This window comes from Candidimonas sp. SYP-B2681 (assembly GCF_003971065.1).
Lineage (GTDB): Bacteria > Pseudomonadota > Gammaproteobacteria > Burkholderiales > Burkholderiaceae_B > Pollutimonas.
In genome coordinates this window covers 178859-203368 of the sequence record NZ_RYDV01000005.1, presented here as the reverse complement: position 1 = coordinate 203368, position 24510 = coordinate 178859, and the positions used below count along the sequence as shown (strand labels likewise).

Annotated in this window: 20 protein-coding genes and 1 pseudogene; 6 read left to right on the top strand and 15 right to left on the bottom strand. The window is 54.6% G+C overall.

Annotated elements, in window-relative coordinates; all coding sequences use genetic code 11:
- Positions 1–46: 46 nt before the first annotated feature.
- From ompR to EKL30_RS12150, 4 genes are all read left to right on the top strand, one after another.
- Entirely contained in the window at positions 47–781 is a 735-nt protein-coding gene (ompR, locus tag EKL30_RS12165; RefSeq protein ID WP_073106027.1) for a two-component system response regulator OmpR, read from the top strand.
- Positions 782–814: 33 nt separating this feature from the next.
- Positions 815–2209 carry a sensor histidine kinase gene (locus tag EKL30_RS12160; RefSeq protein ID WP_126707492.1) on the top strand — a complete coding sequence of 465 codons (1395 nt, stop codon included), beginning with the start codon at positions 815–817 and terminating at the stop codon, positions 2207–2209.
- Between the two features lie 75 nt (positions 2210–2284).
- Positions 2285–2833, top strand: coding sequence for a peroxiredoxin (locus EKL30_RS12155; RefSeq protein WP_126707491.1), 549 nt, complete (start codon positions 2285–2287; stop codon positions 2831–2833).
- 117 nt (positions 2834–2950) lie between these two features.
- Complete coding sequence (locus tag EKL30_RS12150; protein ID WP_126707490.1) at positions 2951–3469, top strand: carboxymuconolactone decarboxylase family protein; 519 nt, start codon at positions 2951–2953, stop codon at positions 3467–3469.
- Between the two features lie 122 nt (positions 3470–3591).
- Here the strand turns inward: EKL30_RS12150 and ispF are convergent, their stop codons facing one another.
- Together ispF and EKL30_RS12140 are read right to left on the bottom strand one after the other, a co-directional pair.
- Positions 3592–4077, bottom strand: a complete 486-nt coding sequence (ispF, locus tag EKL30_RS12145; RefSeq protein ID WP_126707489.1) for a 2-C-methyl-D-erythritol 2,4-cyclodiphosphate synthase — start codon at positions 4075–4077, stop codon at positions 3592–3594.
- 99 nt (positions 4078–4176) lie between these two features.
- The gene (locus EKL30_RS12140; RefSeq protein WP_126707488.1) at positions 4177–4932 is read right to left on the bottom strand and encodes a 2-C-methyl-D-erythritol 4-phosphate cytidylyltransferase; all 756 of its coding nucleotides are present in this window, start codon (positions 4930–4932) and stop codon (positions 4177–4179) included.
- Positions 4933–4961: 29 nt separating this feature from the next.
- Here EKL30_RS12140 and mfd point away from each other — a divergent pair, with 29 nt between their 5' ends.
- Positions 4962–8420 (top strand): transcription-repair coupling factor, encoded by a 3459-nt coding sequence (gene mfd / locus EKL30_RS12135; RefSeq protein ID WP_126707487.1) that lies wholly within the window; start codon positions 4962–4964, stop codon positions 8418–8420.
- A 117-nt stretch (positions 8421–8537) separates the two neighbouring features.
- Here mfd and serB read toward each other — a convergent pair whose 3' ends face one another.
- Positions 8538–9389 (bottom strand): phosphoserine phosphatase SerB, encoded by an 852-nt coding sequence (serB, locus tag EKL30_RS12130; protein WP_126707486.1) that lies wholly within the window; start codon positions 9387–9389, stop codon positions 8538–8540.
- Positions 9390–9595: 206 nt separating this feature from the next.
- Between serB and EKL30_RS12125 the strand changes: the two genes are divergently transcribed.
- Complete coding sequence (locus EKL30_RS12125; RefSeq protein WP_126707485.1) at positions 9596–12103, top strand: DUF3772 domain-containing protein; 2508 nt, start codon at positions 9596–9598, stop codon at positions 12101–12103.
- Here EKL30_RS12125 and EKL30_RS12120 read toward each other — a convergent pair.
- The 12 genes and pseudogenes from EKL30_RS12120 to nuoE all read right to left on the bottom strand — a co-directional run bounded on the left by EKL30_RS12120 (position 12033) and on the right by nuoE (position 24490).
- Positions 12033–12389, bottom strand: a complete 357-nt coding sequence (locus tag EKL30_RS12120) for a DUF2818 family protein (protein WP_370246266.1) — start codon at positions 12387–12389, stop codon at positions 12033–12035. The genes EKL30_RS12125 and EKL30_RS12120 overlap by 71 nt on opposite strands.
- Before the next feature lie 84 nt (positions 12390–12473).
- Positions 12474–12566: pseudogene (locus tag EKL30_RS19480) on the bottom strand (DUF2818 family protein); the annotation flags it as partial.
- A 162-nt stretch (positions 12567–12728) separates the two neighbouring features.
- The gene (gene nuoN / locus EKL30_RS12115) at positions 12729–14216 is read right to left on the bottom strand and encodes an NADH-quinone oxidoreductase subunit NuoN (RefSeq protein WP_199748566.1); all 1488 of its coding nucleotides are present in this window, start codon (positions 14214–14216) and stop codon (positions 12729–12731) included.
- Positions 14217–14225: 9 nt separating this feature from the next.
- The gene (locus EKL30_RS12110; protein WP_126707635.1) at positions 14226–15728 is read right to left on the bottom strand and encodes an NADH-quinone oxidoreductase subunit M; all 1503 of its coding nucleotides are present in this window, start codon (positions 15726–15728) and stop codon (positions 14226–14228) included.
- On the bottom strand, positions 15725–17731 hold the full coding sequence (gene nuoL, locus EKL30_RS12105; RefSeq protein WP_126707482.1) for an NADH-quinone oxidoreductase subunit L: 2007 nt from the start codon (positions 17729–17731) through the stop codon (positions 15725–15727). Before nuoL ends, EKL30_RS12110 begins: the two co-directional genes overlap by 4 nt.
- Before the next feature lie 16 nt (positions 17732–17747).
- Positions 17748–18056: an NADH-quinone oxidoreductase subunit NuoK gene (gene nuoK, locus EKL30_RS12100; protein WP_126707481.1), complete on the bottom strand. Its 309-nt coding sequence runs from the start codon at positions 18054–18056 to the stop codon at positions 17748–17750.
- The gene (locus EKL30_RS12095) at positions 18056–18691 is read right to left on the bottom strand and encodes an NADH-quinone oxidoreductase subunit J (RefSeq protein WP_126707480.1); all 636 of its coding nucleotides are present in this window, start codon (positions 18689–18691) and stop codon (positions 18056–18058) included. Before EKL30_RS12095 ends, nuoK begins: the two co-directional genes overlap by 1 nt.
- An 18-nt stretch (positions 18692–18709) precedes the next feature.
- Complete coding sequence (nuoI, locus tag EKL30_RS12090) at positions 18710–19198, bottom strand: NADH-quinone oxidoreductase subunit NuoI (protein WP_126707479.1); 489 nt, start codon at positions 19196–19198, stop codon at positions 18710–18712.
- Between the two features lie 17 nt (positions 19199–19215).
- The gene (gene nuoH / locus EKL30_RS12085; protein ID WP_126707478.1) at positions 19216–20289 is read right to left on the bottom strand and encodes an NADH-quinone oxidoreductase subunit NuoH; all 1074 of its coding nucleotides are present in this window, start codon (positions 20287–20289) and stop codon (positions 19216–19218) included.
- The gene (gene nuoG / locus EKL30_RS12080; RefSeq protein WP_126707477.1) at positions 20289–22616 is read right to left on the bottom strand and encodes an NADH-quinone oxidoreductase subunit NuoG; all 2328 of its coding nucleotides are present in this window, start codon (positions 22614–22616) and stop codon (positions 20289–20291) included. The genes nuoH and nuoG overlap by 1 nt, the downstream gene beginning before the upstream one ends.
- 15 nt (positions 22617–22631) lie before the next feature.
- Entirely contained in the window at positions 22632–23999 is a 1368-nt protein-coding gene (gene nuoF, locus EKL30_RS12075; RefSeq protein WP_126707476.1) for an NADH-quinone oxidoreductase subunit NuoF, read from the bottom strand.
- Entirely contained in the window at positions 23996–24490 is a 495-nt protein-coding gene (nuoE, locus tag EKL30_RS12070) for an NADH-quinone oxidoreductase subunit NuoE (protein ID WP_126707475.1), read from the bottom strand. Before nuoE ends, nuoF begins: the two co-directional genes overlap by 4 nt.
- Positions 24491–24510 lie beyond the last annotated feature (20 nt).

Sequence of the window (24510 nt, the reverse complement as noted above, 5' to 3'; positions counted from 1 at the left end):
GCTACGAGGCCTATACGGGTTTACTCAGCCCTGTTACATTTTCCCTATGAATACACAAAACCAATCTCTCTCTCGCAAAATTCTCGTCGTCGACGACGATCCACGACTGCGCGACTTACTACGACGGTATTTGTCGGAACAAGGTTTTAATGTTTTCGTAGCCGAAGATGCCAAGGAAATGGGCAAGTTGTGGCAGCGCGAGCATTTTGACCTGCTGGTACTTGATTTGATGCTCCCCGGTGAAGACGGTCTTTCGATCTGTCGTCGCCTGCGCGGTGGCCACGATAACACCCCTATTATTATTCTGACGGCAAAAGCCGAAGAAATCGATCGCATTGTCGGTCTGGAAATGGGAGCCGACGATTACCTCTCCAAGCCATTCAATCCTCGCGAACTCCTTGCTCGTGTTAATGCGATCTTGCGTCGCCGCGGTACTGAAGAACACCCGGGGGCGCCCAGCCAGGAAAACGAGTCCATCGAATTTGGTCCTTACGTTCTTAACCTGTCCACCCGCACGCTCACGCGCAATAACGAACAGGTCCCCATTACAACAGGCGAATTTTCCGTGTTGAAAGTGTTCGCTCGGCATCCGAAAATCCCGCTCTCTCGCGACAAACTCATGGAATTGGCGCGCGGTCGCGAGTACGAAGCATTTGACCGCAGTCTGGATGTTCAAATTTCGCGACTGCGCAAATTGGTAGAACCTAACCCATCCAAGCCTGTTTTCATTCAAACAGTATGGGGTCTGGGTTACGTATTTGTGCCGGATGGCGGTCATTAACGCATGGTGGGTATGACCTTGCAGGAATAGGTTATGGCCCTCCCTCCCAAGCAGCGAAAAAAAAACCAGTCCCGATTCCGGCTTGGTCTATTCAGTCGTTCCTTTCTGCTTCTGGCCGGACTGATGCTGGTCAGCCTCGGTGCGTGGCTGCAAGTTTTCTTCAGCATGGAAGAAGGTCCGCGGGCCACGCAAATGGCGCAACGCGTGACTACCGCCGTAAGTATCACGCGATCAGCGTTGGTGTATGCGCCACGCAGCGTCCGTCCTGCCTTGCTGCTGGACCTTGCCACCAAAGAAAGCCTTCGCGTACAGCCCAGGGAAGAGGCCGACGTGCTCGAGCCGCTTCCCAACTCCAATTACTGGAATCACGTAGCGGCCGAAATCAAAGACAGACTGGGTCCCGCCACGCAGGTTATGTGGTCAGTGAATCAGGCCCCCGGAGTCTGGGTAAGCTTTGAAATCAATAACGATCAATACTGGTTGGTGTTCGATCGCGAGCAACTCGGGCTTACCGCCGGCGCCGAATGGTTCGGCTGGGGGGCCACTGCCTTATTGCTGGCACTTATCGGTGCGGCGGTCAGCGTACGTTTTGTCAATCGGCCACTGGCGCAGCTGGCCAAGGTAGCGCAACAATTGGCAAGAGGCGAAACCCCCTCTCCTTTGCCCGAAAAAGGCCCTGCCGAGATCCGCGACATGAATATTGCTTTCAATCGGATGGCACGTGATATCAGGCAGACAGAAGCCGATCGCGAAATCATGCTGGCTGGTATTTCGCACGATTTGCGAACCCCTTTGGCACGCATGCGCCTTGAAATCGAAATGAGTGATGTCACTGATGAAACGCGCCAGGCCATTGATGAAGACTTGGGCCAAATCGACCATAGTATCGGACAGCTTATGGAATATGCGCGTCCAGCGGCCGCGGTTCCCGAACAAGGCATAAACGTTTCTTCCGTGCTCCGGGACTTATATGAACGGGAGCGCAGCCATACGGAATCGTTGGGCGGCGCCCTTAGCGCTTCGATCGAACCTAATCTTTACGCCAAAATCAGTGCTCATGACCTGAAGCGGATTGTCAGCAACCTTATCGAAAATGCCCGCCGCTATGGCCGAACCCCTTCGGACGACCGCGCCCACATCGAACTGGTGGCGAAACAGCATGGCAATATTCTGGCGATTGAAGTAAAAGACCACGGCACCGGTATCGCCCCAACAGACATTCAGCGGCTGTTGCGCCCGTTCTCGCGCGGCGAATCTGCACGTACGGGCGTGAGCGGCGCTGGTTTGGGGCTCGCCATCGTAGAGCGGCTGCTAGGACAGGTCGGCGGACAACTTGAACTGATTTCGCACCCTCCAGGCGGGCTCGTCGCCCGTATCGAAATACCCAAGGCGCGGGTTAGGAATTTTCAATTAGACACCGACGCCTAATAGCGTAGAATTTACTCGCTGGGCGTATGGGTTGCCGACGCCCGTTCGTTTCTAGACTTACTATCAGGAGCTCAGATGAAAACAGTAGGCGATAAACTCGAGCCTTTTAAAGTTGCCGGCGTAAAACCTGGATTTAATCAACATGAAGAAAACGGTGTTTCCGCATTCGAAGAAATCACCGAAAGCTCTTTTCCAGGCAAGTGGAAAGTCATCTATTTTTACCCTAAAGATTTTACCTTTGTCTGCCCCACCGAAATTGTAGGCTTCAATACTTTGGCTCAAGACTTCGAAGATCGTGACGCTGTCCTAATGGGCGGCTCGGTTGATAACGAGTTCGTCAAATTGGCATGGCGCCGCGAAAACCAAGAGCTCAGCAAGCTGGCTCATTATCAGTTCGGCGATACAACGGGCGCCCTGATCGATCAACTTGGTGTACGTGAGAAAGCCGAAGGAGTCGCCCTGCGTGCTACCTTTATCGTCGACCCCGACAATGTCATTCAGCATGTATCGGTAAATAATTTGAATGTCGGACGTAATCCTAACGAAATATTGCGTGTGCTTGACGGTCTGCAAACCGACGAACTCTGCCCATGCAATCGTGTCCTGGGCGGCGAAACACTGTAGCCTGCAAGTTGGTGCGCCAGCGCCGCTAGTGCTGCGCATTGACCCGACATAAGTAAAGTTGTACCGCTAAAGCTCGGATTATCCGGGCTTTTTAACGATTTGCTCTAGGTAGAACCTATGGAATTTCTTTCTTCAATAAAGGCCATGATTCCAGACTGGGCCAAAGATATTCGGCTGAATCTGGATGGAACCATCGCCCGTTCAAGTCTGAAAGCAGAAGACGCTGTCGGTGTGGCCCTGGCTGCTGCTTATGCCGCCCACAGCACACCGCTGATTACGGCGTTCAAAACAGGATTATCCGAATCCGACGTAACGGCCGTCCTGGGCGCGGCGGCGATTATGGGCATGAACAATACCTACTATCCGTTCATCGAAATGTCCGGTGACGTCCAGCTGAAAACCTTGCCGGCGCAATTACGCATGAACGGTTACGCCTCGCACGGAGGCATTGATAAGAACCGCTACGAGCTCTTCGCCCTGGCCGCATCTATTGTTGGCAAATGCCATTTTTGCATCGGCTCGCACTACAGCAATTTGAAGAACGGTGGTTATACCGTAGAAAACTTACGCGATGTAGGGCGTATTGCCTCGGTCGTGAACGCCGCAGCGCTTGCCATTGCCGCCGAGGCCACATAGGCATCGAAAACGGTCATGCCGTTTCCGGATCAAACGTGACGCGAAGGCCAAGCGTACACATTACTGGCGTACAGCAAGCGCAGTCGGCAAAGCGAACTTTTGATCCAGAAGTAGAAATGGAATCAGATAGCCGCTAACAGGGCTACCACTGTTGCGGCAATTCCTTCTTTGCGCCCCAAATGCCCCAGTCCCTCATTGGTCTTAGCCTTGATATTGATGTCTTGCTGCGATAACCCCAGGTCCTGAGCAATATTAGCCACCATCGCTGGAGCATGCGGCCCGATTTTTGGCGCTTGCGCATGTACCGTTGCGTCGATGTTGACCACCTGCCAGCCAGCAGCAGACACTTTCCGCATTGCTGAGCGCAGCAAGACACGACTATCAGCGTCTTTATAAGTCGCCTCTGTATCAGGAAAATGACGGCCAATATCGCCCAGGCCCGCCGCACCCAAGATCGCATCAGTAATCGCATGCAGCAATACATCAGCATCCGAATGCCCCTGCAAGCCATGCGTAAAAGGGATGCTGACCCCACCGATAATTAAGGGGCGGCCTTCCACCAAGGCGTGTACATCAAACCCCTGTCCAACACGAAACGGAAAATTCATTGATGCTCCATACTGATTTGGCCTAAGAAAGCAAAGCGCTGATAGGCACGGTATTCTCGAATCACGTCGATTATTAGCGCGAACACCTTTTTATAGGGTTTAGAGCCACTTTTCCATCAGATCAAAATCCTCCGGCCAGGTCACTTTGAAATTACGCGCCGAGCCGGGAATCAGCTTGGGCGCATAGCCGGCCAACTCCATGGCCGATGCCTCGTCAGTAATATCCTTGTTAGAGACGCCAGCCAAAGATAAGGCCGTGCATAGACGCCCAGCGGGAAACATTTGAGGCGTCTGCGCGAGCCATAAGCCCTCGCGGGTGACCGTACTTTGCACAACAGCGTTCTGTTCGCTCGCGGCCCGCTTTACCGTATCTGCCACGCGCTGCGCCAGCAAACCGCCCGCATTCATTGCCAGGCAGCTGTCAATAAGGCGGCTGAGCGCATCGGCCGGCAGACCCGGTCTTGCCGCATCGTGAATAAGCACCCAATCATCCTCCTCCAAACCGGCATCTTGCAGGGCGGCCATCACGGTTTCGGCCCGGGTAGGGCCGCCGCAATGACGCCAAACCGTTCGGGGAAGGCCGGCCAATGCCTGGTCAATCCAGACGTCGTCGGCGGCGACCGCAACCCTGACTTGGGCTATACGAGGGTCGGCAAGCAAGGCCTTGACAGCCCAACGCAACATGGGCTCGCCCTTTAATAGCCAATATTGCTTGGGTATCGGAGGAGCACTGGATTGACGCGGCGACGCCTGGGTAGCGCCCGTGGGCCACCCATTGCGGCGGCCGGATTCGGCCGATAAGGCCCTTGTGCCGATGCCGGCGGCGGGAACAATTGCAATCAATTTCGTATGCATAAGAAAGCCATTTTATAATGACTCTCTACATGGATATCGAAACAACCCCTCCCCCCTCTCTTTCCTCCACCAAACAAGTGCTGGCGGCGTTAAAACCTGGGCAGCGACACGCACAGCCTATCCCGCCAGGATCGGGCGACGCGTGGCTGCTGGCCGACTTGGCGCGCACGTCAAAGCGAACGATCGTCGTCTTGTGTGCCGAGCCCTTGACCGCACAGCGTCTGTCCGAGGAGATCCTTTTATTCGCACCCGAACTGCGAGTGCGCCAACTGCCCGATTGGGAAACACTGCCCTACGATAGTTTCTCGCCTCATCAAGATCTGATTTCGGAACGCCTGCGTACTTTGCATGCCCTGATGCATAAAAGCGTCGACATCCTTACCGTACCCGTCACCACCGCCCTTTATCGCCTCGCACCGCCAGAATTTCTTGCCGCTTATACGTTTTCATTCAGGCAAGGAGATGCGCTAGATGAGGAAGGGTTGCGTCAGCAACTGACGTTGGCCAACTACAGCCACGTTACACAAGTCACGGCGCCTGGTGAGTTCTGCATACGCGGTGGACTGATCGATCTGTTTCCCATGGGATCAGTATTGCCATATCGGCTGGACTTATTCGACAATGAAATTGAATCCATTCGCAGTTTCGATATCGATACTCAACGCAGTCTGTATCCTGTAAAAGAAGTGCAGCTCTTGCCGGGGCGAGAATTTCCCATGGATGAAGCGGCGCGAACGCAGTTTCGCGCGCGTTTCCGTGAACTGTTCGAAGGCGACCCGTCCCGGGCCCTTCCCTACAAAGACATAGGCAATGGCATTGCCTTTGCGGGCGTCGAATACTATTTGCCACTGTTCTTCTCGCACACGGCAACCCTGTTCGACTTCTTGCCAGAGCACTCCTTTACGGCCACTCTGGGCGACATTAATCAAGCCGTACAACGTTTCGCCAGCGACACCCATAGCCGATACACGTTTCTCAAAAGCGATCGCGAACGTCCGGTCCTCCCGCCTGAACAGTTATTCCTCAGCGAAGAGGACCTGTTCTCGTCATTGAAGACATTCGCGCGGCTGGCACTTGTCAATGGGGACGAACATTCCGACTTCAAAGCGGCACCCAACGTGGCGATTACGCGCCGCGCCGAAGACCCTGTTGCCAGCCTGCGACTGTTGCTGAACCGCGATAAGGGCCGTATCGCTCTGTGCGCCGACTCAGCAGGTCGGCGTGAAACGCTGCTGCAAATGCTCGAAGAGTTCGGCATCAGGCCCGATTCCGCCGGCGAAACGCTACAGGACTTTTTACATTCCACAAGCCGGTTCGCCTTAGTCATTGCGCCTCTGTCGAATGGCTTCAGCGTTGTTCAAGAGTCCCTGACGCTGCTAACGGAAAACGACCTGTACCCCAGCCAGGCCCGCCCCACGCGTCGCGGCAAACGAGCCCAGGAGCACGCCAGTGACGTCGAAGCCATGGTGCGAGACCTGTCCGAACTGCGCGAAGGCGATCCCGTCGTTCATGCGCAGCATGGCATCGGACGTTACCGCGGTTTGATCGACATGGACCTCGGCGAAGGTCAGATGGAGCTACTGCACCTGGAATACGCCAACGGCAGCACGCTGTATGTGCCAGTAGCCCAATTGCACGTCATCGCGCGCTATAGCGGGTCGGATCCTGATCAAGCGCCCTTGCATCAGTTGGGCTCAGGACAATGGGATAAGGCAAGGCGCAAGGCCGCCAAGCAGGTGCGCGATGCCGCGGCCGAGCTGCTGGCTTTATATGCTCAGCGCGCGGCCCGGGAAGGTTTCCGCTTCACGCTTCCCCTAAGCGATTATCAGGCATTTGCCGAAGGCTTCGGGTTTGAGGAAACTCCAGATCAGGCAGCCGCCATCGAAGCAGTGATCGGTGACATGACCTCGGGCCGGCCAATGGATCGCCTGGTATGCGGCGATGTAGGGTTTGGCAAGACCGAAGTGGCCTTGCGAGCAGCGTTCTTGGCGGTTCTCAACGGCAAGCAGGTCGCCCTGTTGTGCCCAACCACGCTGCTTGCAGAGCAACACGCACAGACGTTTGCCGACCGCTTTGCCGACTGGCCCGTAAAGGTCGTCGAGCTATCGCGTTTCCGATCTGGCAAAGAGGTCAGCGCCGCCATTCAAGGTCTGAACGATGGCCGTGTAGACATCGTAATCGGCACTCATAAAATATTATCGAAAGATGTATTGTTCAATCGATTGGGCCTGGTCATCATTGACGAAGAGCACCGTTTTGGGGTGCGCCAGAAAGAAGCGTTAAAGACGTTGCGCGCCGAGGTTGACGTTCTGACTCTGACGGCAACACCTATACCGCGTACTCTGGGCATGTCCTTGGAAGGAATACGGGATTTCTCCGTTATAGCGACCGCCCCTCAAAAGCGGCTGGCCATCAAGACATTCGTACGCCGAGAGGACAAAAGCACGATACGCGAAGCCCTGCTGCGCGAACTCAAGCGCGGCGGCCAAGTCTATTTTCTTCACAACGAAGTCGACACCATTCAGAACCGGCGGGCCAGTCTTGAAGAGCTCGTACCCGAGGCGCGAATCGCCGTCGCACATGGGCAGATGCCCGAACGCGAGCTGGAAGAAGTAATGAAGGGCTTTTACCAGCAGCGCTACAACGTGCTGCTGTGCACCACTATTATCGAAACCGGCATCGATGTCCCTACCGCGAATACCATTGTCATTCACCGCGCCGACAGGCTGGGGCTCGCGCAACTGCATCAGCTGCGTGGGCGCGTCGGCCGCTCTCACCACCAGGCATATGCTTACCTGATGACGCCGGGCGAAGATGCCATTACCGCAAACGCAAAAAAGCGGCTCGACGCCATACAGGCGATGGAAGAGTTGGGCGCAGGGTTTTTCCTGGCCATGCACGACCTCGAAATACGGGGAACCGGCGAGGTGCTCGGCGAGTCGCAGTCCGGCAATATCCAGGAAATCGGCTTCTCAATGTATTCCGACATGCTCAATGCCGCGGTACGCGCTTTGAAGTCCGGTGAAGAGCCAGATCTGGATTCACCATTTACGGCTCTGTGTGAAGTCAACCTGCACGCCTCGGCACTGCTGCCTTCAGACTACTGTCCCGATGTACACGCACGCCTGGGCTTGTACAAGAAACTGTCGCATGCAAAGCATGAAGACGACGTCATCATGATCCAGGAAGAACTTATCGACCGCTACGGAAGGCTGCCTGAAGCAGCACAGACACTGCTTGCCACACATCGATTGCGGCTGAATGCAGAACCGCTGGGGATAATCAAAATAGACGCAAGCGATGCACAGGCCATGATCCAGTTTTCGGCCAAGCCCAATGTCGAGCCGATGCGCATCATAGAACTGTTGCAAAAGCAGCGTGGCGTGAAGATGTCAGGCCAGGACAAACTGAAAATCGAGATCAAGCAAGGGCAACAGGTCGCCGGACGTATCGATGCGGTTCGTAATGTCCTGCGGGCTCTTGCATGAGATTATTCGCATGCGGTCCGGATCAACGTCCCAAAGCCAGGGCTGCAGCAATAGATCACGAGGCTCTTTCCGCCGCTGACCGAGCTGCACTGCAAACCCTAGATATAAGTTCAGGTATCAGTGGCTTAGGCGAAACCAATTCAAGATCGCATCAAGCGGACTCACGTTAAGGGCGTAATTCGCTTGCGCGCGTACGACCGGCTTAGCACGGTAGGCGACTGAATACTGAGCCAGCGCCATCATCGTCAAGTCATTGGCGCCATCGCCCACGGCAATGATCTGGTCTGGTGTGGCGCCCAGCCGGTCGGCCAATGCCCGCAAATGATCTGCCTTGCCTTGTGCGTCGACAATAGGGCCGCAAACATGGCCGGTCAGTTTGCCATTACTTGTCTCAAGTACGTTGGCGTGCGCGTCATCGAGACCGAGGCGTTCCTGTAGCCGTTGGGTAAAGAAGGTGAAACCGCCCGATACCAGCAAGGTCTGCATTCCGTGCTTCTTGGCGATTGAAATCAATTTCTCTGCACCAGGGTTCAAGCGCAAGCGTTCGTCATACACCTGTTCCAATGCGCTGACCGGCACACCTTCCAGCAACGCCACCCGGCGTGTCAGGCTTTGAGCAAAATCCGTGATTTCGCCGCGCATAGCCGCTTCCGTGATGGCGGCCACCTCGGCTTTGCGGCCAACCATGTCGGCGATTTCGTCTATGCACTCAATATTGACCAGCGTGGAGTCCATATCCATTGCAAGGATCTTGCAATCACGCAAACGCGCGATCTGTTCAAAAAATGCGTAGTCCATGCCGAAGTCATTGCAACACTGTTCGACGGCGGGACGTTCGGCGCTTTCTACATTCAACAAGCGGACGGCGGTACTGCCCAGTTCCTGAACCCCGTCTGCGTTTGCTATGGCCGCGATCTTTTCAATATTTGCGGCGTTAAGATTCGGGGCTTGAAGTATGAGATGCGTCATAAACCGTTCAATAAAAGGTGATTCGTCGTTTCTACCGCTTGGCGGAACACATTGCACAGAATCAGGAAATTAATGTATCGCCACATTTTAACTGCTTACGAATGGGCCGGGATTCCCGGTGTAATTCAGCGTTATGATGAGCGACAGTGTAATTAGTCGTCCCGGACGTCCGTTAGAGGGGGCTGCACATTTTTCTTGCTTTTCGAATGCTTTCAAAACCTACTCTTCAACGTCCGACGAATTCCGCAACGAAAAAATCCTGGTTCAAGACGCTACGCAGCATCTTCTTGCTATGCCTGTTTACAGCGTTGATGGGCATTGGGCTGCCGGCCTTTTCTGCAAGCTCAGACGATAAGTTCGATGTGGAAAAGATGCTGGACACGGCACGTACTCGAATCGACACTGTCCAGAAAAAACTTGCGACGCAAGGTAAGACTCCGCTAGACGACAATCAGCTTGTTGAATTGCGAGCGCAGGCACTGGACGCACAGGCACAGGCAGAAACTGCTGCCGCTGCCATACAGCCCGAACTGACAAGCGTACAGGCCCGCCTTGCTGAGCTCGGCGTACCCACCGAGGGCACGCCGGAAGCTCCTGACATCGCCGTGCAGCGAAACCAGCTCACCAAAAACAGCAGTACGCTGGATGCCCAGATAAAACTTGCCCGCCTGATCAGTGTTGAAACCGGGCAAACTGCAGAACAGATTCTGAAGCTACGGCGCGCCCAATTTCAGGCCCAGCTTGGGCATCGCACCTCGTCAATCCTCGCTCCTTCGTTCTGGAAAGAGCTGCGCGAGGAATACCCGCGCGATCTGCGCCGTTTCAAGCGGCTGCAAGATGACCTTGCTACATCCTTGGAGACGTCTAATGCAAGGGTATGGACTACAACGCTACTGGCCATTGCCGTTGTATTGGGAATAAGAGTTCTGGCCGGGCGTTATCTATACCAAATTAGTACCACACGCGTGGCGCCAGGACGTTTGCGCCGTTCCTTGTATGCAGTGCTTCGGGTGTTAATGGCTTCCACCACAGCGGGTCTTATAGGCCTGGCAATACGGATAGCGATCGGCTGGAACAGCGCGCTTTCTGTGGAGCTGGAAAATTTACTCAACCAATGGGTGGGTGTGGTTTGGTTCGGGGGATTTGTAGCCGGCCTGGGCAATGCCTTGCTGGCAGCCGAGCGTCCTTCCTGGCGGCTGTCCTACCTCGGAGATGAACTGGCACTGAGACTCCAGTGGTTCCCTTTAACGCTTGCTATTCTGACAAGCATAGGCTGGGCCAGCCAACGGCTGGCAACTATCGTCAATGCCAGTCTCGTTGCCACAGTAGCGCAAGACTGCATTGTGGCGCTGGTCCTGAGCCTGGCCCTATTCGTGGCCTTGCGGCGTATCCGCCATGCCAAGCGGCCAGTACCCGAGAGCACTCCTGTCGCGACGGCATCACCCAGGTCGCCTTGGTGGACCATTCTGCTTAGCGCAACCTGGATCGTTCTGGCGGTTAGTGTCAGCACGTTGTTACTCGGCTACGTAGCCCTGGGCGGTTTCATCATCAAGCAGTATATCTGGATGGGACTGCTGGCAGGTTCGACCTATCTGATTACCGGACTGATCGAGGATACCGGCAACAGCCTGCTCGCTTCCGTCAAGCGCAGCACCGGCGACGTTCAGGCACCGGCGATGTCGCGGGCCCCCAGCCAAGCGATCGTATTGATATCGGCCATTGCTCGCTTGATGATCATATTGCTTGCCTTGATGTTGCTACTATCGCCTTTTGGAGGCGGTCCAACAGAATGGCTGCGCCTCCTCGATAATCTGCATACCGGCATCCCCGTTGGCGAAATTCAAATTCGTCCTACTGCCGTGGCGCTGGCCATAGCGCTGCTGGTTCTTGGTTTCGCTGCGGTGAAACTGCTGCAACGCTGGCTGACGAATCAATATCTTCCTACTACCAGTCTTGACCCCGGAATGCGGTTGTCCGCTTCCACGCTATTTGGCTACGCTGGCTACGTTCTTGCGGTGGCAATGGCGTTATCCGCCGTTGGGATAGGTCTGGAACGCGTTGCATGGATCGCCAGCGCGCTGTCCGTCGGTATAGGCTTTGGCTTGCAGGCCGTCGTGCAGAATTTTGTTTCAGGCCTTATTTTGCTGGCCGAGCGGCCCGTCAAAGTGGGTGACTGGGTATCACTGGGCGGCGTCGAAGGGGATATCCGGCGTATTAACGTACGCGCGACTGAAATACAGATGGGTGACCGTTCAACGGTGATTGTCCCTAACTCGGAATTCATTACCAAGGTGGTCCGCAATGTGACGCATGCCAATCCGTTGGGCCGAGTGCAAATCAAATTGTCTTTGCCGGTCGATACCAACGCGGAACAAGTGCACGATATTATGTTGGGCGCCTTCCAAGAGAACACCGCGGTGCTCGACGAGCCGGCCCCTGACGTAATGCTTGATGGCGTCGATGCCACGGGCCTGGTGTTCAATGCGACAGGCTATGTGGGCTCGCCCCGCAGCGCCTATGGGGTTCGCAGCGCACTGCTGTTCGAGATACTCAAACAACTGCGCGAAGCTGCACTGCCGCTGGTAAATCCCCCGACCATGGTACTGAAGGAAGCGGGTCAAGCCAGCCCTGCCGCCCCGGAAATCAGCGCTTTCGGTGGCGGAGCAGATAGCGGTATACAAAACCGGGGTATCCCAGCACCAGAAAAAGGCTGAACGTTATTGCATAAAATTCCCAGGTCTGGGGAAACTGATTGCCCATATTGGCTTCGAAAGCGAAGCCAAGTATGCCTACCAGACAATAGAAAACGAGCAGTTCAATCAAACGCACAAAGAATGACTTTTCGATAATATGTGCGCGGTTACGCCATCCGGGATAAGCCAGCAACAGGGCCAGGATCAAAAACACGCCCACAATCTTGGCAATGAATAAGGCTACGGAGCCCAAATCCGAGAGCGCAACAAATGCGCCACCAATCAACAGCCACGCCACATAGGCCATTCCAGCAAGCAAGCACAAGAACACAATTGAAAAGATCCATTGCATCCATGCCGGAGCAACGGGCTCGCCTTTTTGCGCCCAAGGCAATACCAGAAAAGGACGTTCAATGATGAATGGAAGGTTGGCCGTTACCAGAGATAGCCCGATAAGAATCCAAACGGCAAATGACTGGTTCATGTACTTCCCAAGACGTTGGCAATGCCAAGAAAAAATTGCGGGCGCTGCGCCGGTGACGATATCCCGGCAAGCGATGATGCCCGCGCGAGCAAGGGCCTGATGCGCCCCAGCACGGCACGGCAAGCCCTTTTCCTGTCGTGCAGGAGGGCTTGCCTGGTATTGCTAGAACTTCAGGGATTCCCGAATGACATTGACGCACACAGCCATCAGACCGCCCGGCAAGATACCCAAACCGATGATTAACAGACCGTTCACAGACATCAGGCCATTAGTAATGATGCCGTTATTGATAGGCTCTACTTCGCCTTCAGGTTCGTCAAAGTAGGCCATTTTCACGATGCGCAAATAATAGAAGGCACCTATCAGTGAAAACAACACGGCGACTACGGCAATGGCAATCTGGCCTGAACCGACCAGGGCCTGAAGCACCGCCAGCTTGGCGTAAAAGCCCGCCATCGGAGGGATACCGGTAAGCGAGAACATCGATAACAGCAATATGCCAGCCAAAATTGGATTGCGCCGGTTAAGCCCCTTAAGGTCAGAGATCTCTTCGCATTCGAAGCCCTTGCGGCTAAGCAAAAGTATCAGTCCGAAGGTCGCCAATGTCGTAAGAACGTAGATCACCATGTAATACAGCGACGCGCCATAGGCTTCGCCTGCGGCAACGGGTTGATTCGCGATAACGCCCGACAACAAAGCCAGGAACACAAATCCCATATGCGAGATCGTCGAGTACGCAAGCATACGCTTGAAATTCGACTGGGCGATCGCGGCGATATTGCCAATAGCCAATGAAAGGACAGCCAGGATAAGCAGCATGGGCTGCCAATCCACAGCAATGCCGTGCAAACCTTCAATCAACAAACGCAAGGTTATTGCGAAGGCGGCAAGCTTGGGGGCGGCACCCAGAATAAGCGTCACCGAGGTTGGTGCGCCTTGATAAACGTCTGGAGTCCACATATGGAACGGAGCGGCTGCCAACTTGAAGGCGAGACCAGCCACGATAAACACCACGCCAAAAACCAGAGGTAGCCGTTCGGCCTTGCCACTGCCGATTACCTGTGCAATCTGGGTAAGATCGAGCTGCCCGGTTGCGCCATAGATCATCGACATGCCGTACAGCAGCACACCTGAAGCCAAGGCTCCCAAAACAAAATACTTCATCGCTGCTTCAGTAGCCTTGATGTCGTCGCGGCGCAGGGCAACCAATGCGTAGAGCGCAAATGACATCAGCTCCACGCCTAAGTACACCGTAAGCATACTGCCCGCGGAGATCATTACCATCTGGCCAAGCAAGGCGAATAAGGTCAGCGAATAGAGCTCGCCGCCATTCTTGACCATATCGCGCGCCTCGGAATATTCGCGCCCGTATATCAGCGTTGCGCCCACCGCCAGATAAGAAACAATCTTCAGGAAGTGAGACAGGGAATCAACGACATAGAGGCCGCCAAACGAGCTGCCCTGAACGCCTTCGCTCCATTGCCAGAACGAGACGGCCGTCAAAATCAAGATACTGACAATACTGGCAGTGAATGTCAGGTGGCGCGATTCCGATTTATTAAAGGCGTCGGCCAGTAGCGTTACCGCAGCCAAAATCAGAAGCAGAATCTCGGGCGTAGCCAAGGCGAAGTCAAAAGAATTTTGCATAATATTTCGGGTCTACAGTTTCGAGATAGAGACGTGCTGCAGCAAGGCTTCCACCGACACGTGCATGACATCTGTAAACGGTTTGGGATAAATGCCCATGTACAACACCGCAATGGCCATAATTCCCATGATGAAGAATTCACGTGAATTCAGGTCAGTCATTGCACGAACGTTATCGTTGGCGATATCGCCAAATGCCACGCGTTTGAGCATCCACAAGGAATAGGAAGCCCCGAGAATCAATGCCAAAGCGGTAAGGAGACCGATCCAGAAGTTATATTGCACTGCACCCATTATGACCGTGAATTCGCCGACGAACCCGCTGGTCGCCGGTAAGCCACTGTTCGCGAGGGAAAACAGCACAAAGAAGGTCACAAATCGGGGCATCACATTGATAACACCACCGTAATCGTCGATGCGTCGGGTGTGCATGCGATCGTAGAGCACGCCAATACAAAGGAACATCGCGCCTGATACAAACCCATGCGAAATCATTTGTACGATTGCGCCTTCAAGGCCGGCGGTATTGAAGATGAAAAAACCAAGCGTAACGAAGCCCATATGCGCCACGGAGGAATACGCTACGAGCTTCTTCATATCGTCCTGGACAATCGCCACCAGGCCAATGTAAATAACAGCAATCAGCGACAGTGCAATCATCATGCCGGAAAGGCTATGCGACGCATCGGGTGCGATAGGCAGCGAAAAACGCAGGAAACCGTAAGCACCTAGCTTCAGCATGATTGCGGCCAACACCACTGACCCGCCCGTAGGCGCTTCTACGTGTGCGTCCGGTAACCAGGTATGCACTGGCCACATTGGCACCTTGACAGCGAAGGCGGCAAGTAAAGCAAGGAAAATCAGAATCTGCGGCGTGTACCCCAGCTTTAACTGATGCCAGGTGAGTATGTCGAATGACCCGCCTGAGGCATGCCAGAGATAGATAAAAGCAACCAGGGTCAACAAGGATCCCAGCAATGTATACAGGAAAAACTTGAATGCCGCGTAGACCCGGTTAGGTCCGCCCCATACCCCGATGATCAAATACATCGGTATTAACGTAGCTTCGAAGAAGACATAGAACAACATGCCGTCCAGAGCGACGAATACGCCAACCATCAGACCCGACAGAATCAGGAATGAAGCCATGTACTGCGCAACGCGACTGGTAATGACCTGCCAGCCGGCAAGCACCACGATCACCGTAATGAAGGCGGTCAACAGCACGAACCAGATTGAGATGCCGTCGATGCCTACGTGGTAGTTCACCGCAAAGGTTTCTATCCACGATCTTTTCTCGACAAACTGCATGTCTGCCGTATTCGGATTGAAGCCAATGTAAAGCGGCAATGTGACGAGGAAGCCCACTATGGAACCGATCAGGGCAAGCACTCGGGTGAACCCGGGCCGGTCATCACGACCCAATATCAGCACGATCAAGCCGGCGACGATCGGGACGAAGATCGCAAGCGTTAACCAGGGAAGAGTTGAAGACGCCATATCGCTAGCCATCAGTGAACCGTCAGTACAAAAAAGGTTAATAAAGCCATGATCCCGATGATCATCGAAAAGGCGTAGTGATAGATATAGCCAGATTGCAGATGGCGACTGACCGCCGCCAGCCAACCCACGACGCGGGCGCTACCGTGGATCATGAAGCCATCGATCAGTCCACGATCACCACCCAGCCACAAGCCACGGCCAAGACCCCGAACGCAACGGGCAATAACCTGCTCGTTGAACCAGTCTGCGTAATACTTGTTGTCGAGTACGTTGTTCACGAACTTGAGACGAGCGTGGATTGCCGCAGGCACTTTAGGATTGATCACGTAGCAATACCAAGCGACCACCAGGCCAGCAATCATCAGCCAGAACGGCAGGGTAACGAAACCATGCAAGGCGTAGGCGACCCAGCCATGCCAATGACTGGCAAGTTCGGCCATTGCCGGATGCTCCGGCAGCACGGCAATCACGCCGTCGAAGAAATTGCCGAACAATATCGGATCAATAACCCAGGCGCCGGCAATCACCGAAGGAATGGCTAGAAGGACCAGCGGCAGCGTGACGACCCAAGGCGACTCATGCGGTGTACCGCCGTGATGGCCGTGGTCATCATGGCCGTGGGCCTGGACACCGTTGGCGGATGTATTGAATCGCTCTTTACCGTGAAATACCAGGAAGTACACGCGGAATGAGTACAGCGAGGTGACAAATACACCGGTCAGGGTTGCGTAATAAGCGAAATTGGCGCCCCATACCGTCGCGGCACCGGCCGCTTCAATAATGTGTTCCTTGGAATAAAAGCCGGAGAAGAACGGAGTACCCACCAATGCCAGCGTGCCGATCAGGAAGGTGATCCAGGTAAGAGGCATGTACTTGCGCAAACCGCCCATATTCCGGATATCTTGATCGTGATGCATACCAATGATGACCGAGCCTGCGCCCAAGAACAACAGGGCTTTGAAGAAAGCGTGGGTCATCAAGTGAAAGATGGCAGCTGAGTATGCCGACGCGCCCAGCGCAACCGTCATGTAGCCCAACTGAGACAAGGTCGAATAAGCAATAACCCGCTTGATGTCAGTTTGCACGATACCGAGAATACCCAGGAACAACGCACCGATTGCACCAATGACGATCATTACCGACAACGCTGTCGAGGAAAGTTCGAACACGGGCGAGAAGCGCGCCACCATAAAGATGCCAGCAGTGACCATTGTTGCCGCATGAATCAGAGCTGAAATTGGTGTTGGGCCTTCCATAGAATCGGGCAGCCAGGTATGCAACGGCACCTGTGCCGATTTACCCATCGCGCCTACGAACAACGAAATACACGCCACCGTCAGCAGTTGCCAGTCAGTACCTGGAAAGGCAAGTCCTGATAGCTTCTCGGACTGCGCGAATATTTCGCCGTAATGCATGCTGCCGGTGTAGGCGAACAGCAAACCTATGCCAAGCAGAAATCCGAAGTCACCCACGCGGTTGATCAGAAAAGCCTTCATATTGGCAAAAATCGCCGTCGGACGCGTATACCAAAAACCGATCAACAGGTACGACACCAGGCCTACTGCTTCCCAGCCGAAGAACAGCTGAACCATGTTGTTGGACATGACCAACATCAGCATCGAGAAGGTAAACAGCGAGATATAGGAAAAGAAACGCTGATAGCCCGGATCGTCGGCCATGTACCCGATAGTGTAAATATGCACCATGAGCGACACGGACGTGACAACAACCATCATCAACGCGGACAGGGAATCAATCAGGAAACCGAGCTCGAGCTTGGTCGTTCCGATAACGCTCCACGTGTACAAGGTGCCATCGTAGGTGTGACCATCCATCACCTGAAAAAGCACAATGACAGACCCAATGAAGGAGATCAGTACGCTTAGAATCGTAATGACATGGGAACCGCGTCGGCTAACAAAGTTACCGAGAAATCCGGTGCCAAATAAACCGGCGATAATGGCGCCCGCCAACGGGGCTAATGCAATTAATAGGTAGAGATTTGGTGAATTCATAGTGTTTGCAATCCCATCAACCCTTCAGCTGGTCAAGTTCTTCAACGTTGATCGTATTCAGGTTGCGGAACAGCAACACAAGAATCGCCAGGCCGATCGCGGCTTCGGCGGCAGCCACCGTAAGAATAAAAAAGACGAACACCTGACCAGCGGTGTCACCGAACCATGTCGAAAACGCGATAAAGTTCATATTCACCGCAAGCAGCATGAGTTCGATAGACATCAACAGAATGATGAGATTTCGCCGGTTCAGGAAAAACCCGAAAATCCCGATGGCAAACAAAATAGCGCCAAGTATCAGGTAATGGGCAAGAGTTAGTGTCATTAGTTATCCCCTTGAACCTGGCTGGCGTTCGCCGCTGCAGGCGCTTCGGTTTGCGAAGGAATGTTGACCATGCGCAAACGATCTTTTGACTTGACCTTCACTTGGTCCGACGGGCGATTGCGCTTGACGTCAGTACGGCGGCGTAAGGTAAGTGCAATGGCGGAGATCATGCCGACGAGCAGGATGACCCCGCCCACCTGCACCGCAAAGACGTAGTCCGTGTACATGGCCACACCCAAGGCATGCGTGTTGTTGTAGTCATCGGCCACCGGAGCCTGAGGACCAGCCTCGAACCATGTCTTGGCCAAGACGAAAGCCATTTCCAGCACCATGATCAGTCCGATGAGCATGCCCAAAGGCAGATAGGTCTTCATGCCGGATCGCAGGCTTTCCATCCGCACATCAAGCATCATGACGACGAACAGGAATAGCACCATGACGGCGCCGACATAAACCACCACCAGCAACAGAGCCAGGAATTCGGCGCCGAGCAGCATCCATATCATGGAGGCAGTGAAGAATGTCAGAATAAGGTGAAGGACACCGGTAACTGGACTAGTCGCTGTGATGACGCGAAACGCAGCCACCACCAGCACGAAGGCCAACAGATAAAACAGTACAGTGGTAAAAATCATAAGTGTCGGGTCCGGGCATCAACGATAAGGGGCGTCTTCGGAACGACGACGTGCAATTTCAGGTTCGTATCGATCGCCAATCGCCAGCAACATGTCTTTGGTGTAGTACAGGTCGCCGCGTTTTTCGCCATGGTATTCCGAGACGTGCGTTTCGACGATCGAATCCACCGGACAGCTTTCCTCGCAGAAACCGCAAAATATGCATTTGGTCAGATCAATGTCATAGCGAGTAGTGCGTCGGGTACCGTCGTCGCGCTCTTCCGATTCGATCGAGATTGCAAGGGCCGGACACACCGCTTCGCATAGTTTGCAGGCGATGCACCGCTCTTCCCCGTTGGGGTAGCGCCGCAAGGCATGAAGACCACGAAAGCGCGGCGAAGCCGGCGTCTTTTCCTGGGGATAGCGCAAAGTGACCTTGCGCTTAAAGAAGTATTTGCCGGTCAGGCGCATACCCTTCAACATCTCGGACAGCATCAAGCTGCCGAAGAAATCTTTAATAGCTTCCATTTTCTAGCCCCTGTGTCCTATTGCCATATATTCCAGGGCGTCTGCATCCAGATCGCTACAACCAGCAGCCAGATGCCGGTGAACGGAATGAATACTTTCCAGCCCAGACGCATAATTTGGTCGTAACGATAACGAGGGAATGTCGCACGGAACCACACAAACATCGAAACCACAACAAACGTTTTCAGCCCCAGCCATAGCCAGCCCGGTATCCAGGTTAGCGGCGCGATTTCCAATGGCGGCATCCAGCCACCCAGGAACATAATCGACGCTATCGCTGAAAGCAGGATCATATTGGCGTATTCGCCAAGGAAAAACAGCGCAAAACCCATACCGGAATACTCGACCATATGGCCGGCAACGATTTCCGACTCACCTTCGACCACGTCGAATGGGTGGCGGTTGGTTTCCGCTACCGCCGAGATCACGTAAATGACAAACAGAGGCAAGAGCGGCAGCCAGTTCCACGACATGAAGTTAATGCCCTTGTCGGCAAACCAGCCTGCTCCCTGTCCGTTCACAATGCCGCTTAGATTAAGCGTTCCCGATACCAGCAAAACGGTGATGAAGACAAAACCGATAGCCAGTTCGTAGGAAACCATTTGCGCTGCCGCCCGCAGCGCACCGAGAAAAGCGTACTTGGAGTTTGACGCCCACCCGGCCACGATGACGCCGTACACGCCTATCGAGGTAATTGCCATTACATACAGCAAACCAGCGTTGACATTGGCCAGCACGACTTCGGGGCCAAACGGTATGACCGCCCACGCTGCCAGTGCGGGCATCAGGGTGACCACAGGCGCCAATATATAAAGCACCTTGTTCGACTTGGACGGCAGGATAACTTCTTTGGTAAGAAGCTTGAACACGTCTGCAAATGGCTGCAATAGCCCACGGTAACCGACCCGGTTAGGACCCTTGCGCACGTGCATGGCGCCGATCATTTTGCGTTCCCAATATGTCAGGTACGCCACAGACAAGATAATCGGTACAGCGATGACCACAATCTTGATAAGCGACCACACCACCAGCCAGGCAGTAGGCCCAATCAAATCCGTACCGTATGTATTAATAAAAGTTAGCCACTCCATTAGGCACGCTCCACCGTAAGTTGGCCGAAGCTGCTACCCAGCGGCAACGTTTCATTGAACGCTGTTGCGATCCGTACGCAACCCGGCGCAACGCCATCGTCTTGCAAGGCGGGCAAGCTGATATGCCCTTGAGCCGAGCTGATGCGCAAGGTATCGCCTGATACCGCGCCCAGGCCGGCCAGAGTGCTAGCCGCCACATGAGCCCGCGGCGCCTGCGATGCAGCCGTTTCTTGTAGAGGTTGCGAACGACGCAGCAGCGCATCGCTACGATAAATCGGAACGTCGGTGATGCGTTCGTAACCCTCCTGCGGCTTGGCCAGACCAATACCGGAGACGATGTGGTTGGACAAACGTCCATCCGTACCACCAACCATCACCGTTTCGCGCACGGACTCAGAGGTTTCATCGTCGAAACCCTGCAGTTGGAACAGGTTGCCCAGAACGCGCAAGACCTTCCAGGCAGGACGTGTGTCGGCAAACGGCGATGCTGCGCCCTTGAAACTTTGCGCGCGCCCTTCGGCGTTGACAAAGGTCCCCGACGTTTCGGTGAAGGGTGAAACCGGCAACATGACATCGGCCCATTCCTGGGCGGCCGATTTAAACGATGTAAGCGCTACGGTAAAACCAGCTGCCTTCAGCACTTCAAGCGCGCGCGCGCCATTGTCGCTGTCGAGGGTGGGCTCGGCATGAAGCACAAGATAAGCTTTTAGCGGCTGACTGAGCATCTGTTCGGCAGTAAGACCACCTTGACCGGGTATTGCACCAGCCAGGTAGCCACCCACCGTGTTACCACCAGGAGTCAGGAAGCCGAATTTGGCATTGGCTGCCTTGGCCAACGCCGCTGCATTGGCTGAAATCAAGCTGGCTTGGTTAGAGCTGACGACCATATTCCCAATCAGGACGGCCACGCGTTGACCCGAAGCAAGGCTCGTAGCTATTTGCTGCGCTTCGATCGAGGGCTCGAGGCCGGAGAACGCGTCCGGCACAGACAGTTCTTTTGTCTTGGCCAGCGCCACCAGGACTTCGGCCAAAGCATTGGGCAACACGCTAGGCGCCACCGTCATGCGGGCAGTTACCGAGAATAAGGGATCTTCGGCTGCAGAGTCGATGAATGAAATCTGGGCGCCATGCTTGGCAGCCTGACGCAAGCGCTGAGCCATCAACGGATGGTCTTTGCGTAGGAATGATCCCACAACCAATACGCGGTCGAGCTTACCCAAATCGGCGATGGGCATTCCGAGCCATGGGATGCCTTCCACAGCCTTATCAAATGTCGGATCGTTATTGCGTAAACGGAAATCGATGTTTTCGGACCCCAGGGCGCGCACCAGGCGTGCAAGCAGCGCCAGCTCTTCAGTGGTCGCAGTAGGACTGCCAACGCCGCCGATCTGCTCCGCGCCGAACTGATCGCGCACCGTATTGAAACCTTGGACAACGGCCTCCAACGCATCGCTCCAGGACGCTTCGCGCCACTGCCCGTCTTCGCCCTTAAGCATGGGGTGAGCAAGGCGGTCTGCCGTATACAAGCCTTCGTACGAGAAACGATCCCGATCGCTGATCCAGCATTCGTTGACGTCTTCGTTCTCGAATGGCACCACCCGCAGCACACGGTCTAGCTTGGCTTGCACAACCAGGTTGGCACCCAGGCTATCGTGAGGGCTTATCGAACGGCGGCGCGCCAGTTCCCACGTACGGGCAGTGAACTTGAATGGTTTGGACAACAAAGCGCCGACCGGGCAGACGTCTATCATGTTGCCCGACAGTTCGGATTCGACCGCCTGCCCTACAAAGGTCGTGATCTCGGAGAACTCGCCACGGTTGACCATGCCGACTTCCATAATGCCACCGATTTCCTGACCGAAACGCACGCAGCGGGTGCAATGAATGCAACGCTGCATGCCGTCGGTCGAGATCAGCGGCCCCATATTCTTGCCGACAACCACGCGCTTTTCTTCTTTATAGCGCGAAGCCGACGCACCGTAGCCCACGGCCAAATCCTGCAACTGGCATTCACCACCCTGATCGCACACAGGGCAATCCAGGGGATGATTGATGAGCAGGAATTCCATGACACTTTTCTGTGCAGCAACCGCCTTGTCAGAACGAGTATGCACGACCATGCCATTGGTAACCGGCGTAGCACAGGCAGGCAATGCCTTCGGCGCTTTTTCGACGTCGACGAGGCACATGCGGCAGTTAGCCGCGATGGAAAGTTTCTTGTGATAGCAGAAATGCGGCACGTATACCCCGAGTTTATGTGCAGCCTGTATGACCATGCTGCCTTCGGGAGCTTCTACTTTAATGCCGTCGATGGTGAGTTCAACCATTAGCGTGTCCTGACCCTACAAATATTTGGGCACCACACAGCTTTTATGCTCGATGTGGTGTGCGAACTCGTCGCGGAAATGCTTGATAAAGCTGCGTACCGGCATAGCGGCCGCGTCGCCCAACGCACAAATTGTACGGCCCATGATGTTATGCGCGACCGAATCCAGAACGTCCAGATCCTCGGGGCGGCCCTGGCCGTTTTCAATGCGCTCTACCATGCGATAGAGCCAACCGGTGCCCTCGCGGCACGGCGTGCACTGACCGCAGCTTTCTTCAAAATAGAAATAGGACAAGCGCAATAGCGACTTGACCATGCAGCGCGTTTCGTCCATGACAATGACGGCGCCCGAACCAAGCATCGAGCCTGCCTTGGCGATGGAATCGTAGTCCATTGTGGTTTGCATCATGATCTCGGCCGGCAATACTGGTGCACTGGATCCGCCAGGGATCACTGCTTTCAGCTTGCGCCCGCCGCGCATCCCACCAGCCAGCTCCAGTAACTTGGAGAACGGTGTACCAAGTGGGATTTCGTAATTGCCGGGCAATTCGACATCGCCAGAAATCGAAAACAACTTAGTCCCGCCGTTATTGGGCAGACCAATTTCCAGGTATTCCTGGGCGCTATGCCGGAAGATCCAGGGAACGGCGGCAAAAGTTTCGGTATTGTTGATCGTGGTCGGCTTGCCGTACAGGCCAAAGCTGGCAGGGAAAGGCGGCTTGAAACGTGGCTGCCCTTTCTTGCCTTCGAGCGATTCGAGCAAGGCAGTTTCTTCGCCGCAAATGTAGGCGCCGTAGCCGTGAAACGCGTGCAGCTCGAAGTTGAATTCCGAGCCCAGGATTTTGTCGCCTAGGAAGCCCGCGGCACGAGCCTGTTCGAGCGCTTCTTCAAAACGATCGTAGATCTCGAAGATCTCGCCATGGATATAGTTGTAGCCTACGGTGATGCCCATGGCATAGGCAGCAATGGCCATCCCTTCGATAACGATATGCGGGTTGAAGCGCAGAATATCGCGGTCTTTGAACGTACCCGGCTCGCCTTCGTCGGAATTGCACACCAGGTATTTCTGACCAGGAAGAGTGCGTGGCATGAAACTCCACTTCAGGCCCGTAGGAAAACCGGCGCCTCCGCGACCGCGCAAGCCCGACGCCTTGACAGTATTGATGACATCATCAGGTGTCATGCCGGTGGTCAGGATCTTGCGCAAGGCTTCATAGCCGCCGCGTTTGACGTAGTCATCCAGAGACCAGTTTGTACCGTCCAGGCCTGCGACGATTTGTGGGCTGAGGTGACGATCGTGAAAGATCATGCTCGCGGCAAGATCGTTGCCGGGATCGGGCGTCAAGCCCTGAGAAAACTGCTGCAATAGGCCCGGCGCGTTCATGCCGACTCCCCATGCTGTTTAAGTTCGTGAATCATTGAATCGATTTTTTCAGACGACATCCGTACGCACATGTGCTTGTTGTTCATCAGCATGACCGGCGAATCACCGCATGCCCCCATGCACTCGCCTTCCATGAGCGTAAACAGCCCATCCGGCGTGGTTTCATGGAAATCGATACCTAGCTTTTGCTTCAGGTAGTCGGCAGCCTTGACACCATCACGCAACGCACAGGGAAGATTGGTGCACACCGTGATCTTGAAACGACCAGTGGGATGGGTATTGAACATATTGTAGAAAGTCGCCACTTCCTGCACCGCAATGGGCGGCACGTGCAGATACGCGGCGATATCGGCGATGACTTCAGTCGATACCCACCCTTTTTCGTCTTGAGCAATGGACAGCGCCGCCATGATGGCTGACTGCTGTTGATCCCCAGGGAACTTGGTGAGTTCCCGGTCAATTTTTTGATACGCTTGTTCGGAAAGCAGCATAGTTTGAATCCGGTTTTACC